Source organism: Allobosea sp. OAE752 (assembly GCF_050433265.1).
GTDB classification, from domain to species: domain Bacteria; phylum Pseudomonadota; class Alphaproteobacteria; order Rhizobiales; family Beijerinckiaceae; genus Allobosea; species Allobosea spartocytisi.
On the sequence record NZ_JBNPXO010000004.1, the window covers coordinates 353214 to 368860 of the forward strand.

At 67.3% G+C, this 15647-nt stretch carries 13 protein-coding genes; 5 read left to right on the forward strand and 8 right to left on the reverse strand.

Annotated elements, in window-relative coordinates; genetic code table 11:
* Positions 1 to 9 precede the first annotated feature (9 nt).
* From GGC47_RS13375 to GGC47_RS13390, 4 genes are all read left to right on the forward strand, one after another.
* The gene (locus GGC47_RS13375; protein ID WP_429068370.1) at positions 10 to 1209 is read left to right on the forward strand and encodes an amidohydrolase family protein; all 1200 of its coding nucleotides are present in this window, start codon (positions 10 to 12) and stop codon (positions 1207 to 1209) included.
* Between the two features lie 38 nt (positions 1210 to 1247).
* Positions 1248 to 2711 (forward strand): amidohydrolase family protein, encoded by a 1464-nt coding sequence (locus GGC47_RS13380; protein ID WP_429068425.1) that lies wholly within the window; start codon positions 1248 to 1250, stop codon positions 2709 to 2711.
* On the forward strand, positions 2708 to 3697 hold the full coding sequence (locus GGC47_RS13385; protein WP_142022268.1) for an ABC transporter ATP-binding protein: 990 nt from the start codon (positions 2708 to 2710) through the stop codon (positions 3695 to 3697). Before GGC47_RS13380 ends, GGC47_RS13385 begins: the two co-directional genes overlap by 4 nt.
* A 64-nt stretch (positions 3698 to 3761) precedes the next feature.
* Positions 3762 to 4724 carry an ABC transporter ATP-binding protein gene (locus GGC47_RS13390; RefSeq protein WP_429068426.1) on the forward strand — a complete coding sequence of 321 codons (963 nt, stop codon included), beginning with the start codon at positions 3762 to 3764 and terminating at the stop codon, positions 4722 to 4724.
* Positions 4725 to 4847: 123 nt separating this feature from the next.
* Here GGC47_RS13390 and GGC47_RS13395 read toward each other — a convergent pair whose 3' ends face one another.
* From GGC47_RS13395 to GGC47_RS13430, 8 genes are all read right to left on the reverse strand, one after another.
* Complete coding sequence (locus tag GGC47_RS13395) at positions 4848 to 5279, reverse strand: OsmC family protein (protein WP_370954889.1); 432 nt, start codon at positions 5277 to 5279, stop codon at positions 4848 to 4850.
* A gap of 177 nt (positions 5280 to 5456) precedes the next feature.
* Positions 5457 to 7115, reverse strand: coding sequence for an OFA family MFS transporter (locus tag GGC47_RS13400; protein WP_142022267.1), 1659 nt, complete (start codon positions 7113 to 7115; stop codon positions 5457 to 5459).
* A 95-nt stretch (positions 7116 to 7210) separates the two neighbouring features.
* Complete coding sequence (locus GGC47_RS13405; protein WP_051988373.1) at positions 7211 to 7468, reverse strand: formate dehydrogenase subunit delta; 258 nt, start codon at positions 7466 to 7468, stop codon at positions 7211 to 7213.
* Complete coding sequence (gene fdhD / locus GGC47_RS13410; protein ID WP_142022266.1) at positions 7465 to 8307, reverse strand: formate dehydrogenase accessory sulfurtransferase FdhD; 843 nt, start codon at positions 8305 to 8307, stop codon at positions 7465 to 7467. The genes GGC47_RS13405 and fdhD overlap by 4 nt, the downstream gene beginning before the upstream one ends.
* Complete coding sequence (fdhF, locus tag GGC47_RS13415) at positions 8294 to 11176, reverse strand: formate dehydrogenase subunit alpha (protein ID WP_429068374.1); 2883 nt, start codon at positions 11174 to 11176, stop codon at positions 8294 to 8296. Before fdhF ends, fdhD begins: the two co-directional genes overlap by 14 nt.
* A gap of 10 nt (positions 11177 to 11186) precedes the next feature.
* Positions 11187 to 12752, reverse strand: coding sequence for a formate dehydrogenase beta subunit (locus GGC47_RS13420; RefSeq protein WP_429068375.1), 1566 nt, complete (start codon positions 12750 to 12752; stop codon positions 11187 to 11189).
* A complete protein-coding gene (locus tag GGC47_RS13425) occupies positions 12749 to 13225 on the reverse strand; it encodes an NAD(P)H-dependent oxidoreductase subunit E (protein ID WP_429068377.1) in 477 nt (158 codons plus the stop codon). The genes GGC47_RS13420 and GGC47_RS13425 overlap by 4 nt, the downstream gene beginning before the upstream one ends.
* 227 nt (positions 13226 to 13452) lie before the next feature.
* Positions 13453 to 14367, reverse strand: a complete 915-nt coding sequence (locus GGC47_RS13430; RefSeq protein WP_429068378.1) for a LysR family transcriptional regulator — start codon at positions 14365 to 14367, stop codon at positions 13453 to 13455.
* A 209-nt stretch (positions 14368 to 14576) separates the two neighbouring features.
* On the opposite strand from GGC47_RS13430, the gene GGC47_RS13435 reads away from it, so the two are divergent.
* On the forward strand, positions 14577 to 15608 hold the full coding sequence (locus tag GGC47_RS13435) for an LLM class flavin-dependent oxidoreductase (RefSeq protein ID WP_429068380.1): 1032 nt from the start codon (positions 14577 to 14579) through the stop codon (positions 15606 to 15608).
* Positions 15609 to 15647: the final 39 nt, after the last annotated feature.

A 15647-nucleotide genomic window follows, 5' to 3' on the forward strand; every position in this document is an offset into this window, starting at 1 on the left:
ATGCCTGATATGACCGCCTCCCTGCTGCTCAAGAATGTCCGCCCGAACGCTGGAGCGGCCCTCGACATCCTCATCGAGAACGGCCGCATCGCCCGCATGGCGAAGGACATCGCCGCGCCGGCCGGCGTGGCGGTCGAGGATGGGCGCGGCGAGATCGTCATCCCCGGCCTCGTCGAGGCGCACACCCATCTCGACAAGAGCCTCTGGGGGCAGCCCTGGTACGTCAACGAGGTCGGCCCGAAGCTGCTCGACAAGATCGACAATGAGCGCGAGAGCAAGAAGCGGCTGGATATCGAGCCGGCGCGCCAGTCGGCCCGGCAGTCGATCCAGTCCTCGCTGATGGGCACGACCCATATCCGCAGCCATGTCGACGTTGACACCGAGCACGGGCTCTGGGGCGTCGAGGGCGTGATGAAGACCCGCGACGACTACCGCGACATCGTCGACATCGAGCTCGTCGCCTTCCCGCAATCGGGCCTGCTGCGCCGTCCCGGCACGCTGGAGCTGATGGATCAGGCGATGAAGGCCGGCTGCGAGATCGTCGGCGGCCTCGATCCCTGCGGCATCGACCGCGACCCCAAGGGCCATCTCGATGCCGTCTTCGCGCTCTGCCAGACATATGGCAAGCCGCTCGACATCCATCTGCACGAGCCCGGCGAGATGGGCGCCTTCTCGACGGAGCTGATCATCGAGCGCACCCGCGCGCTCGGCATGCAGGGCAAGGTCACGATCAGCCACGCCTTCTGCCTGGGCTCACCCGATCCTGCGCTGGTCGATCCGCTGATCGCGCAGCTCGCCGAACTCGACATCGCGATCATGACCACCGCCCCCTCGCGCAGCGCCGCCCCGCCGGTGAAGAAGCTGGTCGAAGCCGGCGTGCGCGTCTGCTCAGGCTCGGACGGCATCCGCGACACCTGGGGCCCCTATGGCAATGCCGATATGCTGGAGCGGGCGATGTTCGTCGGCCTGCGCAACAATTTCCGCCGCGACGACGAGCTCAGGATCGCGCTCGATGTCTGTACGCTCGGCGGCGCGCAGGTGATGGAGATCGCCGATTACGGGTTGGCCGAGGGCAAGGCGGCGGATTTCGTCATCCTGCCGGGCGAGACGCTGGCCGAGGCGGTCGTCACCCGCTCTCCAAAGCGCCGCGTCGTCAAGCGCGGCAGGGTCGTCGCCCGCGACGGTGTTTCGGTCAGGACCGCGCCGTGAGCCTCAAGCCGGCAAAGCGCCCCGAAGGCCGCATCCTCATGGCGGCGCGCTGGGTCGTCGGCCACAAGGACGGGCGCCATCGCCTCTACGAGGACGGCGAGGTGGTCTTCGAGGACGGCAGGATCGTTTTCGTCGGCCATGGCTTTCCCGGCGAGGTCAGCAGACGCGTCGACTACGGCAACGCCCTGATCGGGCCGGGCTTCGTCGATTGCGACGCGCTTTCCGACCTCGACACCACCATCCTCGGCTACGACAACCAGCCGGCCTGGAAGAAGGGCCGGGTCTGGCCGCGCAGCTATCTCGAGGCCGGACCCTACGAGATGTACAGCCGCGAGGAGCTGGCCTTCCAGAAGAAGCACGCCTTCGCGTCCCTGATCCGCAACGGCATCACCACGGCGCTGCCGATCGCCTCGCTGTTCTACCGCGCCTGGGGCGAGACGGTGCAGGAGTTCGAGGATGCCGCTGAAGCCGCCGCTGCGCTCGGCATCCGCGCCTATCTCGGCCCGGCCTATCGCACCGGCAACCAGCTCGTCGAGGAAGACGGCCGCATCGTCACCCATTACGACGAGGCGCGCGGCCTCGCCGAGCTCGCCGCCGCGATCGATTTCGCGAAACGCCATGAAGGCGCCGCCGGCGGCCTGATCCGTGCCATGCTCGCGCCGGACCGCATCGAGACCTCGACGGCGGAGCTCTTGCGCCGCACGGCCGCAGCCTCGCGCGAGCTCGGTATTCCCGTCAGGCTGCATTGCTGCCAGTCGAAGATCGAATACGACCTCGTCCTCGCCCAGCACGGCATGAGCCCGCCGGAATGGCTGGAGAGCCTCGGCTTCCTCGGCGAGCGCTGCCTCCTGCCGCACGGCACCGTCGTCTCCGGCAGCCGGCTCGTCGACCGGCCCGGCCGCGATCTCGAGATCATCCGCGATTCCGGCGCGAGCATCGTCCATTGCCCGCTGGTCTCGGGCCGGCACGGCAATGCCATCGATCATTTCGGCCGCTACCGCGCGATGGGGCTCAACATCGCCATGGGCACGGATACGAGCCCGCCCGACATGGTGACGAACCTGCAGGTCGGCATGATCCTCGCCCGCACCATGGCGGGCAATGCCGGCGCCGTGCGCTCCGAGGATTATTACGATGCCGCGACCATCGGCGGCGCCGATGCGCTGCGGCGGCCCGATCTCGGCCGGCTCCAGCCGGGCGCCTGCGCCGACATCACCGTCTTCGAGCTCGACCGGCCCCATAGCGGGCAGGTCATCGACCCCATCCAGACGATGATGCTGACCGGCCATGGCCGCGACGTCTCGACCGTGGTGATCGATGGCCGCTTCGTCATGGAAAACCGCATCATCCCCGGCATCGACGAGGCCGCCGACAACGCCCGCGCCCAGGCCCAGTTCGAGGGGCTGATGGCACGCTACCCCGAACGCACCCTCGGACACCCGCCGATGAGCGAGATCTTCTCGTCAAGCTACGCCATCGAACGCAGCGAGGCCATCGCATGACCGCATCCGCCGCCGCGCCTTTGCTCTCCGTGCGCGACCTGCGCATCGTCTTCGACGGCCGCCACGGCCCGTTGACGGCGCTCGACGGCGTCTCCTTCGACATCGCGCCGGGAGAGATCCTCGGCGTGGTCGGCGAGTCCGGTGCCGGCAAATCTCTGACCGGCACGGCGGTGATCGGCCTGCTCGATCCGCCCGGCCGCATCGCCGGCGGCGAGATCAGGCTGGAAGGGCAGCGCATCGACGATCTGCCGGCGGAAAAAATGCGCCGCCTGCGCGGCCGTCGCATCGGCGCGATCTTCCAGGACCCGTTGACCTCGCTGCACCCGCTGCTGACGGTCGGCGACCAGCTCGTCGAGACCATCACCACCCATCTGCCGGTCGGCAAGGCGGAGGCGCGCAGGCGCGCGCTCGACCTGCTCAAGGAGGTCGGCATCCCCGCCGCCGAGATGCGCATCGACCATTACCCGCACCAGTTCTCCGGCGGCATGCGCCAGCGCGTCGTCATCGCGCTCGCGCTCTGCGCCGAGCCGGTACTGATCATCGCCGACGAGCCGACGACCGCGCTCGACGTCTCCATTCAGGCGCAGATCACCACGCTGCTGAAGCGGCTCTGCCGCGAGCACGGCACGTCCATCATGCTGGTGACGCATGATATGGGCGTCATCGCCGAAACCGCCGACCGCGTCGCGGTGATGTATGCCGGCCGCATCGTCGAGATCGGCCCGGTCGAGGAGGTCGTGCGCCGCCCGCGCCACCCCTACACGGCCGGGCTGATGGCCTCGATCCCGAGCGTCCATGCCCGGCATGCGCAGCTCAACCAGATCGACGGCGCCATGCCGCGGCTCAACGCCATTCCGCCGGGCTGCGCCTTCAACCCGCGCTGCGGCCGGGCGGAGGGCGTCTGCCGCGATCACAAGCCGGGCCTTCCGCCGGTCGCCCATGCGGCGGCCTGCCACTTCCCGCTGCAGGAGTTGGCCCATGCGTGATACCGTGACCACGCTCGAACGAGGGCAGGCCGTGCCGGAGATCGCGACCACCGCTACGGCGACCATGGACGACATCATCCTCGATGTCGCCTCGGCCTCCTGCCGCTTCGACGTCTCGGCGCCGACGCTCTCGCGGCTGTTCTCGAAGCAGCCGCGCCGCATCCTGCGTGCCGTCGAAAACGTCTCCTTCACGGTCAGGCGCGGCACCACCTTCAGCATCGTCGGCGAATCCGGCTGCGGGAAGTCGACCCTGGCGCGCATGGTCGTCGGCCTCCAGCGCCCGACGCAGGGGATGCTGAACTTCCGCGACATCCGCCGTGCTGATGGCACCATCGGCCCGCCGCGCGTGCAGATGATCTTCCAGGACCCCTATGCCTCGCTCAACCCGCGCTGGCGCGTCGGCGACATCATCGCCGAGCCGATCCGCGAATTGAAGCTGCGGCCGGACGCCGCGAGCACGAAAGACCGTGTCGGCGACCTGCTGGAGATCGTCGGCCTGTCGCGCAGCGATGCGAGCCGCTACCCGCATGCCTTCTCCGGCGGCCAGCGCCAGCGCATCTCGATTGCCCGCGCCCTCGCCACCGAAGCCGATTTCCTCGTCTGCGACGAGCCGACCTCGGCGCTCGACGTCTCCGTGCAGGCGCAGATCCTCAATCTGATGGTCAAGCTGCAGAAGGAGTTGGGGCTGACCTATCTCTTCATCAGCCACAATCTTTCGGTCGTCAGGCACATGTCGGACGATCTCGCCATCATGTATCTCGGCCGCTTCGTCGAGGCGGGGCCGGCCGAGGAGGTCTTCAACCGGCCGCGCCACCCCTATACCCGGCTGCTGCTCGACACGATTCCCGATGTCGAGCGGCCGAACCGCGAACGCCGGCCGATGTCGGGCGAGGTGCCGAGCCCGATCGACCCGCCGCCGGGCTGCAGCTTCAACCCGCGCTGCTCACGCGCCGCCGATCGCTGCCGGGCCGAACGGCCGGAGTTGCGGATGCTGGGTGGCGTCAGCGTCTCCTGTCATTTCGCGTGAGGTGGCAGTTCCTCTCCGTCATGGTCGGGCTTGTCCCGACCATCCACGTCTTCCTTCGGCGAAGGCGGTGTTCAAGACATGGATGCTCGCCACAAGGGCGGGCATGACGTTGCGGCCGGAAACTCAACCTACCAATGTCGCCTCGAGCGTGATCGGCGCCTTCAGCACCTTGGAGACCGGGCAGCCGGCCTTGGCCTTGTCGGCCAGCGACTGGAAGGTCGCCTGGTCGGCGCCGGGCACCTTGCCCTTGAGGGTGAGATGGATCGCGGTGATGGCGTAGCCGTCATCGAGCTTGTCGAGCGTCACCTGCGCCGTGGTGTCGAGCGCCTCGGCGGTCAGCTTGGCTTCGCCGAGGATCAGCGACAGCGCCATGGTGAAGCAGGCGGCATGCGCCGCGCCGAGCAATTCTTCCGGGTTGCTGCCGGGCTTGCCCTCGAAGCGGCTGGCGAAGCCGTAAGGATAGTCCTTGAGCGAGCCTGTCTGCGTCGAGATCGCGCCCTTGCCATCCTTGATGCCGCCTTCCCAATGGGCCGAGCCGGTCTTGTTGATCGCCATGACGCTGTCTCCTCTCGTGATCGAAGCTGGATGGCGGCATCCGGGGAGGCCGCCTTTCCACAACGGGCGAGAGCGTAGCAGGTTCATTGTCGGGACAGATGACGACGAGCCGGGAACGGCGAAGCCCGCACCGGTCTGCCGATGCGGGCTTCGCGTCATGGCTCCGCCGAACTCCGCTTAGCGGAACAGCGCCAGCGATTTCGACAGGGTGATCCAGACGCCCCAGGCGATCGGCAGGCCGACGACGGCCCAGGCGAGCAGGGCCGTGCCGTCAACACCGCCCTTGCCGATGCCGTAGGAGCCGTAATGCGCGGTCGCGTTGGCATTGGCCGTGCGGGCCTGCAGCGCCGCGACCTCGGCATCCTTCATGAACCACTTTGCCGCGACGGGGCGGATCAGCAGGTTGCAGAGAAAGCCTAGCACCAGCATGCCCGCGAGGATGTACATCGTGCGGTCATAGACCTGCGCGCGCGGCACGCCGGCATTGATCTGCGCCTCGCGGATATAGTTCACCACGACGGGGCCGATGATGCCCGCGGTCGACCAGGCCGTCAGCAGCCGGCCATGGATGGCGCCGACGAACTGTGTGCCGAACATGTCGGCGAGATAGGCCGGAACCGTGGCGAAGCCGCCGCCATACATCGACAGGATGATGCAGAAGAAGCCGACGAACAGCGCCAGCGACCCCGCATGCGCCGCCCAGGGCGAGAGCGCGTAGAGCAGGATGCCCAGCCCGAAGAAGGTGGCATAGGTCAATTTGCGGCCGAGCTTGTCCGAGAGCGAGGCCCAGAAGAAGCGCCCGGCGATATTGAACAGCGAGAGCAGGCCGACGAAGGCGGCCGCGATCGTGGCGATCTGCGTCTTCTGCCCGGCGTCGAGGGCGGCGAAGCCGATCTCCGGCTTGCCGATCAGCGAACCCGCGAAGATCTCCTGCAGCATCGGCGAGGCCATGCCGAGCACGCCGATGCCGGCGGAGACGTTGAGGCAGAGCACCGCCCAGATCAGCCAGAACTGCGGCGTCTTGTGCGCGTTCTGGAGATGGACATGGCCGGAGGTGATCATCGCGTTCTGCGTCGCCGGGGGCGTCCAGCCCTCCGGGCGCCAGTTCGCCGGCGGCACGCGGTAGCCGAAGGTGCCGGCCATCATGAACACGAAATAGATCGCGGCCATCGCGACGAAGGTCTGCCAGACGCCGACCGAGGCCGGGGTCTTGAAATAGTTCATCAGCATGTCCGCCAGCGGCGAACCGATCATCGCGCCGCCGCCGAAGCCCATGATCGCCATGCCGGTCGCCATGCCGCGCCGGTCCGGGAACCATTTCACCAGGGTCGAGACCGGCGAGATATAGCCGAGGCCGAGCCCGATGCCGCCGATCACGCCGGAGCCCAACCACATCAGCCAGAGCTGGTGCGTGTAGACGCCGAGCGCCGAGACCAGAAGGCCGCCGCACCAGCACAAGGTCGAGACGAAGGCCGCCTTGCGCGGGCCGACGCGCTCCAGCCAGCCGCCCCAGATCGCAGCGGACGAACCGAGCAGGACGAAGAACAGCGTGTACATCCAGCCGAGATCGGCGACCTTCCAGTCGCAGGCGGTGGTGAACAGCGAGCCGATCAGGCCGACATCCGCGGCGCAGGCGACGGGCTTGGTGATGCCGATCGCCTGGCTCAGCGGCAGCCAGAACACCGAGAAGCCATAGGCCATGCCGATGCAGAGATGGATGCAGAGCGCAGCCGGCGGCACGAGCCAGCGGTTGAAGCCGGCCTTGGCGATGGTCCGTTCGCGATCGAGCAGGCCGACGCCGCCCCCGACCTGTCCGATATCCTCTGCGACACTCATTCCCCGGTTCCTTTCCCCAAAGCTTCGCCGTTCGGGCCGGGTAGGGTCCCAGCTCGTTGTCATCTCTTGTCGCCGGCAGAACCGGCGTCTGGCTGCTAACCTCCGCGCCCCGGCCTGATCTTCGGCAGGGCTTGCCGCAGCAGGGGCGTGAGGTCCTCCGGCCGGTCGGCGAAGGCGGCGAGGAAGTCGCCGCGCATGCGTCCGGTCCAGAACTGGTTGATATGGTCGGCGACGGAGGCGGCCGCCTCCGCTTCCGGATAGGCCTTGAAGAAATCGGCGATCTGCCCGGCCATGCGCCGGAGCTTCTCGACGTTTTCGGCGTGGTGATCGGTGGTCAGGCCGGCCTCCGTCATCGGGCGATCGTCTCGGGTTCGGGTGCGAGCGCACCGGTGAAGACGATGCAGCCGTCGCGCCGTGCGACCGCGGCGAGCGTCAGGCCGAGATGCCGGGCGCGTTCGATCGCGAGCGAGGTCGGTGCGGAGATCGCGACCAGCGTTCCCGCGCCGAAGATCGCGGCCTTCTCGACCATCTCGAAGGAGGCGCGGCTGGTGACGAGCAGGAAGCCGTCGCTGGCATTGGCCCCGGCACGCAGGCGGGCGCCGATCAGCTTGTCGAGCGCGTTGTGGCGGCCGACATCCTCGCGCACCGCCAGGATCGCGCCGGAGGCATCGCACCAGGCGGCGCCATGGACGGCGCGGGTGAGCTGGTTCAGCGGCTGGTGCTTGTCGAGCGCCGCAAGCGCGGCCTCGATCGCCGCGGCAGATACGGCGCGTGAAGCCCGCGTCGCGGCATCAGCCATCGGAATTTCTTCGATGGTCTCGACCCCGCAGAGACCGCAGGAGGTCCGGCCCGAGAGATTGCGCCGCCGCGCCAGATGCTCGCGGAAGCGGCCCGGCGCGAGCTCGACCGTGACGATGACGCCCTCGTCCTTCGGCTCGACCGCGATGCCGCGGATCTCATCCGCGCCGCGCACGATGCCCTCGGTCAGGCTGAATCCGGTGACGAAATCCTCAAGGTCCGACGGGCTCGCCATCATCACCGCATAGGGCATGTTGCCGTAGACGATGTTGATGGGGGTCTCGACCGCGACCTCGATCTCGCGCGCATCGTCCTGCGCCGCGCCGAAGCGCAGCGGCCGGGCCGTGACGGCGGCCGAGGCCGGCGGCTGGGCTGGCGGATTATTCCGCGGCATCGGGCAGGCGCTCCGCGATCCGGCGCAAGGTCACGTCCTCTTCGAAATTCTTCTCCTGCCAGGCGGAATAAGCATTCGTACGCCGGACGTCGACGGCGGTGACCTTGTATTCCGGGCAGTTCGTCGCCCAGTCCGAATAATCGGTGGTGATGACGTTCGCGCCGGTCTTGGCGTGGTGGAAGGTCGTATAGACCACGCCCGGCTGCATCCGCTCGGAAATCACCGCCCGGAGCGCGATATCGCCGGAGCGGCTGGCGAGCGCGACGAGGTCGCCGTCGCGGATGCCGCGGCTTTCGGCGTCGAAGGGGTGGATCTCCAGCACGTCCTCGTCATGCCAGGCGCCGTTCTCGGTGCGCCGGGTCTGCGCGCCGACATTGTATTGCGAGAGGATGCGGCCCGTGGTGAGCAGCAGCGGGAAGCGCGGCCCCGTCCGCTCGTCGGTCGGGACATATTCGGTGATCATGAACTTGCCCTTGCCGCGCACGAAGCGGTCGACATGCATCAAGGGCGTGCCGGTCGGGGCCTTGTCGTTGCAGGGCCACTGCACCGAGCCGAGCTTGTCCAGCTTGTCATAGGAGACCCCCGCGAAGCTCGGGGTGAGCCGCGCGATCTCGTCCATGATCTCGCTCGGATGGCCATAGGCCATCTCGTAGCCCAGCGCGCGGGCCAGATCGATCGTCACCTGCCACTCGTCCTTGCCGGCGAGCGGGGCCATGACCTGCCGCACGCGGTTGATGCGGCGCTCGGCATTGGTGAAGGTGCCGTCCTTCTCCAGGAAGGAGGCGCCCGGCAGGAAGACATGGGCGTATTTCGCCGTCTCGTTCAGGAAGATGTCCTGGATGACGACGCATTCCATCGAGGCGAGGCCCGCCGTGACATGCTTGGTGTTCGGGTCGGACTGGGCGATGTCCTCGCCCTGGACATAGAGGCCCTTGAAGGTGCCCTCGACCGCCTCGTCCAGCATGTTGTTGATGCGCAGGCCCTGTTCGGGATCGAGCGGCACGCCCCAGAGCATCTCGAAGACCTGCCGCGTCGAATCGTCGGAGACGTGGCGATAGCCCGAGAATTCGTGCGGGAAGGAGCCCATGTCGCAGGAGCCCTGGACATTGTTCTGCCCGCGCAGCGGATTGATGCCGACGCCGTCGCGCCCGATATTGCCGGTCGCCATGGCGAGGTTCGCCATCGCCATCACCGTGGTCGAGCCCTGGCTGTGCTCGGTGACGCCGAGCCCGTAATAGATCGCGCCATTGCCGCCGGTGGCATAGAGCCGCGCCGCGGCGCGCACATCCGCCGCCGGCACGCCGGTATATTGCTCGCTCATCTCCGGCGAGTTCTCCTCACGGGCGACGAAGCGAGCCCAGTGCTCGAAATCGCCGAGATCGCAGCGCTCGCGGACATAGGCCTCGTTGATCAGCCCTTCGGTGACGACGACATGGCTGAGCGCGTTGAGCAGCGCGACATTGGTGCCGGGCCTGAGCGGCAGATGGTAGTCCGCCTCGACATGCGGCGACCGCACCATGTCGATCCGGCGCGGGTCGGCGACGATCAGGCGCGCGCCCTGGCGGATGCGCTTCTTCATCCGCGAGGCGAAGACCGGGTGGCCGTCGGTCGGGTTCGCGCCGATGACCAGGATGACGTCGGACTTGGCGACGGACTTGAAGTCCTGCGTGCCGGCCGACGTGCCGAGCGTCGTCCTGAGGCCGTAGCCGGTCGGCGAGTGGCAGACGCGGGCGCAGGTATCGACATTGTTGTTGCGGAAGGCGGCGCGCACCAGCTTCTGGACGAGGAAGACCTCCTCGTTGGTGCAGCGCGACGAGGTGATGGCGCCGACCGATTCACGGCCATACTTCGCCTGGATTCGCTTGAACTCGGAAGCGGCGTAGGTGATCGCCTCTTCCCATGACACTTCCCGCCACGGGTCGGTGATCTTCGCCCGGATCATCGGCTTGGTGATGCGGTCGGTATGGGTGGCATAGCCCCAGGCGAAGCGGCCCTTGACGCAGGAGTGGCCCTCGTTCGCCTTGCCGTCCTTGTAGGGCACCATGCGGATGACGCGGTCGCCCTGCATCTCCGCCTTGAACGAGCAGCCGACGCCGCAATAGGCGCAGGTCGTCACCACCGAATGCTCGGGTTGGCCGTGCTCGATGACCTTGTTCTCCATCAGCGTCGCGGTCGGGCAGGCCTGCACGCAGGCGCCGCAGGAAACGCATTCCGAGCCCAGGAAATCGGTCGGCCCCGCCGCGACGCGGGAGTCGAAGCCGCGGCCCGTGATCGTCAGGGCGAAGGTGCCCTGCACCTCCTCGCAAGCCCGCACGCAGCGATTGCAGACGATGCATTTCGACGGGTCGTAGGTGAAGTACGGGTTGGAGGTGTCCTTCGCGAGCCAGTTCGCGTTGACCGCGCCGTCCTTGCCCTTGGCGAAGACGTGGTTCTCGCCCTCATAGCCATAGCGCACCTCGCGCAGGCCGACGGCGCCCGCCATGTCCTGCAATTCGCAATCGCCATTGGCGGAACAGGTCAGGCAGTCCAGCGGATGGTCGGAGATATAGAGCTCCATCACACCCTTGCGTAAGGACGAGAGGTTCTCCGACTGGGTACGGACGACCATGCCCTCTTCAGCCGGCGTGGTGCAGGAGGCAGGCGTGCCGCGCCGCCCCTCGATCTCGACGAGGCAGAGCCGGCAGGAGCCGAAGGGCTCGAGCGAGTCGGTGGCGCAAAGCTTGGGGATTTTGGTGCCGAGGCTCATCGCCGCCGCCATCACCGAGGTTCCGGCCGGCACCGTCACACTCTGGCCGTCGATGGTCAGCGTCACCGTCTTCTCGGAGAGCCGGATCGGCGTGCCGTAGTCGATTTCCTTGATCAGGCTCATCGTGGCCTCCTCACTCGGCCGCCAGAGGCAGCGGAGGACGGTCGAAATCCTCGGGGAAATGGTTGAGCGCGCTCAGCACCGGCATGGGGGTCAGCCCGCCCATGGCGCAAAGCGAGGCGTCGGTCATCAGCTTCGAGAGATCGCGCAGCACGGCAATGTTCTTCGGCACCTCAGTGCCGGCGATGATGCGGTCCATCGTCTCGACCCCGCGCGTCGCTCCGATGCGGCAGGGCGTGCACTTGCCGCAGCTTTCCTTGGCGCAGAATTCAAATGCGAAGCGGGCCTGTCTGGCCATGTCCACGCTGTCATCGAACACGACGATGCCGCCATGGCCGAGCATCGCGCGCATGGCGGCGAGCGCCTCGTAATCCATCTGCACGTCGAGCTGACTGGCCGTGAGATAGGCGCCGAGCGGCCCGCCGACCTGCACGGCCCGGATCGGCCGGCCCGACAGCGTGCCGCCGCCCATATCCTCGATGATCTCGCGCAAGCTGATGCCGAAGGCGAGTTCGATCAGCCCGCCGCGCCTGACATTGCCGCCGAGCTGGATCGGCAAAGTGCCGCGCGAGCGACCCATGCCGTAATCGGCGTAGGCCTGCGCACCATGGTCGAGGATCCACGGCACGGCGGCAAAGGAGAGCACATTGTTGACGACGGTCGGCTTGCCGAACAGGCCCTGCAAAGCCGGCAGCGGCGGCTTGGCGCGGACGATGGCGCGCTTGCCTTCGAGGCTTTCCAGCAGCGAGGTCTCCTCGCCGCAGATATAGGCACCGGCCCCGAGCCGCACTTCCAGATGGAAGGCGTGTTCCGAGCCCAGAACCGAGGCGCCGATCAGTCCGGCGGCTTCGGCCTTGAGGATCGCGCGCTGAAGCATGCGATGGGCATGCGGATATTCCGAGCGCAGATAGATGTAGCCGCGCGTTGCCCCGACCGCGATCGCGGCGATCGCCATGCCCTCGATGACGAGATAGGGGTCGCCCTCGAATAGCATCCGGTCGGCGAAGGTGCCGCTATCGCCTTCGTCGGCATTGCAGACGATGTATTTCTGCTCCGCCCTGGCGTCGTGGACCGTCTTCCACTTGATGCCGGTCGGGAAGCCGGCGCCGCCGCGTCCGCGCAGGCCGGACGCTTTTACCGCCTCGACGATCTCGCCGCCGGTCAGGGCCAGCGCCTTCTCCAGCCCCTTGAAGCCGCCATGGGCGCGGTATTCGGCGATGGAAAGCGGGTCGATGACGCCGACGCGCTCGAAGGTGAGCCGCTGCTGGCGCTTCATCCAGTCGAGCTCATCGGTCTTGCCGAGGCGCAAGGCATGCGCGCCGCCCGAAGCGAAGCCGGCATCGAACAGCGACGCGACGTCCTTCGCCGCGACCGGCCCGTAGGCGATGCGTCCCTCGTTCGTCTCGACCTCGACCATCGGCTCCAGCCAGAGCATCCCGCGCGAGCCGTTGCGGACGATCTCGACCGAGAGCCCGCGCGCCACCGCTTCGCTGGCGACGGCCTGCGCGACGGCTTCCGCGCCGACCGACAGGGCGGCGGCGTCGATGGGAACGAAGATGCGGACCGGTGCGGCGCTCATGAATGCGCCTTTCCGTGCTGGCAGAGCCCGGCCATGCGCGCGGCATCGACGCGCCCGATCAACTCGCCATCGACCAGGGCCGAGGGCCCGAGCGCGCAATTGCCGAGACAATACACCGTTTCGACGATGGCGTCGCCGGCATGGTGGTCGTCGACCGCGATGCCGTGGTTGCGGGCAAGCTCGTCGACGACGCTCTCGCAGCCCAAAGCCTGGCAGGCCTCGGCCCGGCAGAGCTTGATGACGCGGGCCGGCTGCGGGGCGGTCTTGAAGTCGTGATAGAAGGAGATCGCGCCATGGACCTCGGCGCGCGACAGGTTCAGCGCTTCCGCGATCAGTGGCACGGCCTGAGGGTCGACATAGCCGAACTCGTCCTGAAGGGCGTGCAGCATCGGCAGCGTGGCGCCTTCGAGATGCGCCAGACCGGCGACGATCATGCGTGCGCTGTCCTGATCCCAGGCCGGATAAGCCGCCATCTTTCCTCCATAGGCCCGGTGCGCCGGGCGCTCGTTATGGGGAGGGTGGTTGAAACTGGAATGATTTCAAATCGTTTCTTTCGAATGTGTGATAGTTTTTAGCTATCAAAATACGCGATATGGGCCCGCGCCCGTCACGATGCAGGTTTGACAGGGTCCAAAAATTCTTCTGATGGGCCGTTTTGCGCTGCACAATGCTGCGCTGCTTCTAAGACGATAGGCAAAGGCTATCGAATGATGGGGCGGCGCGGCAGCCCGGCATCGGTGACCGGCTTCGTCATCATCAGGAGGTTGCGCGCGAGCGGGGCCACCGGCTGCCGGTCCGCGACGATGAGCCCGATCGTGCGCTGCGCCTCGGGCTCGACCAGCGACAGCGCCCTCGTGCCGAGCGGCACGCCGAAGAATTCCAGCAATTGCAGCGAGACGATGCTGGAGACGCCCTGGATGCCGGCATGCGAACAGAGGTTGAAGATCGAGTTCGTCTCGATCATCGGGCGCGGCGCCGTGCCGACCGAGCGGAAGATGCCGTCGATGATGCGCCGGTTCTGCATGTCGCCTGTGAGCAGGCAGAGTTTCTGCTCGGCGGCCTCGGCCCAGGTGATGGTGTCGCGTGCGCCGAAGGGCCCGTCCTCGCGCGTCAGCAGCACATAGGATTCCTGATAGATCGGCTTCGAGATCACCCGGTCGAGCGGCTCGTTGTCGAGATAGGTCAGTCCGACATCGAGCTCGAAATCGTCGATGCCCTGCTGGATCTCCTGCGAGGTCAGCGACAGCACGGTGAGAGACACCGCCGGATAGCGCTCTGAGAAAGGCGCGGTGATATGGGCGATCATCGGCAGCGCGGTCGGGATCGCGCCGAGCCTGATCCGGCCGGAGACGCCCTCGCGCAGTTCGGCGATCGAATCCTTCATCACCTCGGCCTCGGCCAGGATGCGCCGGGCATGGGCGAGCACGACCTCGCCCTCCTTGGTGAAGCCCTGGAAGCGCCGCCCGCGCTCGACGATCATCACGCCGAGCTCTTCCTCGAGCTGCACGATCGCGGCCGAAAGCGTCGGCTGCGAGACATGACAGGCCTCGGCCGCGCGGCGGAAATGTTTTTCGCGCGCGAGCGCGTCGAGATAGATCAGTTGGCGGATGATCATGGCGTCTGTTCAATTGCGGCTGAGAGCGCCGCGCGCCGGAGCATCGGCAGCTTGCGCGGGCGATGCAAGCGCTGCGGTTGCATCGGTGCCAACAGCTTGTTGCTGGCAGGGCAACGCCTCGAGAATTGCGCTGCAGCAACCCCGACCCTAACTGCGGGGAGCCGGGATGGCCGGCAGGCAAAGGGTCGCGGCGCGGCCTCGGGATGATCATGGCACAGGAACTGGAATTCGGACTCGACACTTTCGGCGACGTCACCAACGGGGCGGACGGCAAGCCGCTGCCGCATGCGCAGGTGATCCGCAACCTCGTCGACGAAGCCGTCCTGGCCGACGAGATCGGCATCGATTTCATCGGCGTCGGCGAGCATCACCGTGCCGATTTCGCGGTCTCCTCGCCGGAGACGGTGCTGGCCGGCATGGCCACGCGCACCAGCCGCATCAAGCTGGGCTCGGCCGTCACCGTGCTGAGCTCGGACGATCCGATCCGCGTCTTCCAGCGCTTTTCGACGGTCGATGCGCTCTCGAACGGGCGTGCCGAGGTTATCCTGGGGCGTGGCTCCTTCACCGAATCCTTCCCGCTCTTCGGACTCGACCTGCGCGACTACGAAAAGCTGTTCGAGGAGAAGCTCGATCTCTTCGCCGGCCTGCTGCCGCAGGAGCCGTTGACCTGGCAGGGCTCGATCCGGCCGCCGCTGAAGGACCAGCTCGTCTATCCGCCGGTCGAGAACGGCCCGCTCAAGACCTGGATCGGCGTCGGTGGCAGCCCGGAATCGGTGGTGCGCGCGGTGCGCTATGATCTGCCGCTGATGCTCGCCATCATCGGCGGGGACCCGCTGCGCTTCAAGCCGTTCGTGGACTTGTACCATCGCGCCTATGGCCAGATCGGCAAGCCGGCGAAGCCCGTCGGCGTGCATTCGCCGGGCTATGTCGCTGCGACCGACGAGCAGGCCAAGGAGGAGTTCTTCCCGGCCTACAAGCAGATGCGCGACCGCATCGGCGCCGAGCGCGGCTGGCCGCCGATGGGCCGTGACGAGTTCGAGCAGGAGGTCGCGCGCGGCTCGCTCTATCTCGGCTCGCCCGAGACGGTGGCTCGCAAGATCACTGCTACCGCCAAGGGGCTGGGCATCGCCCGCTTCCAGCTGAAGTACAGCGCCGGCCCGCTGGCGCATGAGAAGGCGATGGAGTGCATCCGGCTCTACGGCGAGAAGGTCGTGCCGCTGGTGCGAGAGATGTTGGCGTAAGGTGCCAGTCAGACTCTGGTACCGCGACGCTTTTTCCTT

Excerpts from the sequence above, each read along its gene's own strand:
- GGC47_RS13375 (WP_429068370.1), top strand. The coding sequence starts at position 10 with ATGACCGCCTCCCTGCTGCTCAAGAATGTCCGCCCGAACGCTGGAGCG.
- GGC47_RS13380 (WP_429068425.1), top strand. The coding sequence starts at position 1,248 with ATGGCGGCGCGCTGGGTCGTCGGCCACAAGGACGGGCGCCATCGCCTC.
- GGC47_RS13385 (WP_142022268.1), top strand. The coding sequence starts at position 2,708 with ATGACCGCATCCGCCGCCGCGCCTTTGCTCTCCGTGCGCGACCTGCGC.
- GGC47_RS13405 (WP_051988373.1), bottom strand. The coding sequence starts at position 7,468 with ATGACGGAGGCCGGCCTGACCACCGATCACCACGCCGAAAACGTCGAG.
- GGC47_RS13430 (WP_429068378.1), bottom strand. The coding sequence starts at position 14,367 with ATGATCATCCGCCAACTGATCTATCTCGACGCGCTCGCGCGCGAAAAA.
- GGC47_RS13425 (WP_429068377.1), bottom strand. The coding sequence starts at position 13,225 with ATGGCGGCTTATCCGGCCTGGGATCAGGACAGCGCACGCATGATCGTC.
- GGC47_RS13400 (WP_142022267.1), bottom strand. The coding sequence starts at position 7,115 with ATGAGTGTCGCAGAGGATATCGGACAGGTCGGGGGCGGCGTCGGCCTG.
- GGC47_RS13420 (WP_429068375.1), bottom strand. The coding sequence starts at position 12,752 with ATGAGCGCCGCACCGGTCCGCATCTTCGTTCCCATCGACGCCGCCGCC.
- GGC47_RS13395 (WP_370954889.1), bottom strand. The coding sequence starts at position 5,279 with ATGGCGATCAACAAGACCGGCTCGGCCCATTGGGAAGGCGGCATCAAG.
- fdhF (WP_429068374.1), bottom strand. The coding sequence starts at position 11,176 with ATGAGCCTGATCAAGGAAATCGACTACGGCACGCCGATCCGGCTCTCC.
- GGC47_RS13390 (WP_429068426.1), top strand. The coding sequence starts at position 3,762 with ATGGACGACATCATCCTCGATGTCGCCTCGGCCTCCTGCCGCTTCGAC.
- GGC47_RS13435 (WP_429068380.1), top strand. The coding sequence starts at position 14,577 with ATGGCACAGGAACTGGAATTCGGACTCGACACTTTCGGCGACGTCACC.
- fdhD (WP_142022266.1), bottom strand. The coding sequence starts at position 8,307 with ATGCCGCGGAATAATCCGCCAGCCCAGCCGCCGGCCTCGGCCGCCGTC.